General features: G+C 75.3%; 2 protein-coding genes. One reads left to right on the top strand and one right to left on the bottom strand.

From position 1 onward, the window contains the following. A partial coding sequence (gene yczR / locus ACWCSD_RS52240) for a MocR-like transcription factor YczR (RefSeq protein WP_449927307.1) occupies nucleotides 1-1351 on the top strand: 1351 nt, incomplete at its 5' end. Nucleotides 1352-1400: 49 nt separating this feature from the next. On the opposite strand, the gene ACWCSD_RS52235 is transcribed toward yczR, so the two are convergent. Then, nucleotides 1401-1829, bottom strand: a 429-nt coding sequence (locus ACWCSD_RS52235; protein WP_449927304.1) for a trimeric intracellular cation channel family protein, incomplete at its 5' end; no start/stop codon positions are given.

Below are 1829 nucleotides of genomic sequence, written 5' to 3'. Positions count from 1 at the left end.
CGACGGCGTGCGCGCGCTCATCATGGACGGCCAGATCCCCGTACGCGTGCGCATGCCCGCGGAGCGCCACCTGGCCGAGACCCTGGGCGTCAGCCGCACCACCGTCACCTCCGCCTACGACCTGCTGCGCGAGCGCGGCTACCTGGACAGCAGGCAGGGCTCGGGAAGCTGGACGACCCTGCCGGACCCGGCCACCACCCGCGAGAACCCCTGGCTGTCCACCGGCGACGACGGCCTGATCCAGCTCCACTGCGCCGCTCCGCCCGCGCCGTCCGCGCTGCGCGAGGCCATGGCCGAGGCCCTGGACGACCTGCCCAGGTACGGCATGGGCAACGGCTACGACCCCATGGGCCTGCCGGTCCTGCGCGAGCGCGTCGCCGCCCGCTACACCGAGCGCGGCCTGGCCACCCGGCCGGACCAGATCGTCGTCACCACCGGCTCCCAGCACGCCATCCAGCTCGTGGCCGGGCTGCTGATCGGCCCCGGCGACCCCGTCATGGTCGAGTCGCCGACCTACCCGCACGCCATCGACGTGGCCCGCCAGCACGGCGCCCGGATCGTGCCCTTCGGCATCTCGCACGAGGGCTGGCAGCCCGACCTGATGGCCGCCACGATGCGGCAGTCGGCCGCCCGCCTGGCCTACCTGATGCCCGACTTCCACAACCCCACCGGCGCCCTCATGGACGACGCCACCCGCGCCGCCGTCGCCGGCGCGGCCCGCCGCAACGACGTCATCCTGCTGGTCGACGAGACCTGGAGCGAGCTGGCCCTGGACGACGTGCCGCGCACCGCGCCGATGGCCGCCTTCGACACCGACAGCCGGGTGATCAGCATCGGGTCGGCGTCCAAGCTGTGGTGGGGCGGCCTGCGCATCGGCTGGATCCGCACCACGGCCGCCCTGGCCCGCCGGCTGGCCCGGCACCGCGCGGTCGTCGACATCTCCAGCCCGGTCATGGAGCAGCTGGTCACCGCCCGCCTGTTCGAGCGGATGGCGCAGACCCGCGCCGAACGCCTGCGCGGCCTGCGCGCCTCGCGGGACGCGCTGACCGCCGCGCTGGCCCGGCACCTGCCGGAGTGGACGTACACGCTGCCGCGCGGCGGCGGCACGCTGTGGGTGCGGCTCAACGGCGACACCTCCACCACGCTCGCCGACGCCGCCGTCTCCCACGGCGTGCGCCTGGCCCCCGGCCCCTGGTTCGGCCTGGAAGGCACCCTGGAGGGTTACCTGCGGCTGCCGTTCACCCTGCCGCCCGAGACGGTGGCCGACGCCGTCGCCCGCATCGCCCGCGCCCGCGTCCAGGGCCCCACCGGCGCCCGCCGCCACCCCGACTCGCTCGTGCCGATGGTGTGAGCGGCTCGCCCGTGCGTGGTGCGGGGGCTACTCGCGCGTGGTGCGGGGGTTAGGAGTGCTCCTCGGCGCCCTTGGCCAGGGGCGCTCGCCAGTTGCGGCGCATCGCGGTGATGCGCAGGCCGAAGGCCAGCAGCGCGGCGGCCAGCGTGGCCGGCCAGCCGTGCAGCCCGGCCGTGGACAGGCCCGCCATGACGGCCGAGCCCAGCAAGGCGGGCACCGCGTAGAGCTGGCGGTCGTACAGCAGGGTGGGGATCTCGCCGGCCAGCACGTCGCGGATCACGCCGCCGCCGACGGCCGTCGTGACGCCGAGGATGGTGGCGTGCAGCGGGCTGAGGCCGTACTCCAGGGCCTTCTCGGTGCCGACGGCCGCGAACAGGCCGAGGCCGGCCGCGTCGAGCACGAGGATGACCGGCATCACGCGGGCCACGTGCGGATGCCAGAAGAAGACGATCACCGTGGCGGCCACCGGCACCAGCAC

Source organism: Nonomuraea sp. NPDC001684, from assembly GCF_053596515.1.
Note: the sequence above shows the minus strand (reverse complement) of the source record. Positions and strands in the feature narration are given on the sequence as shown.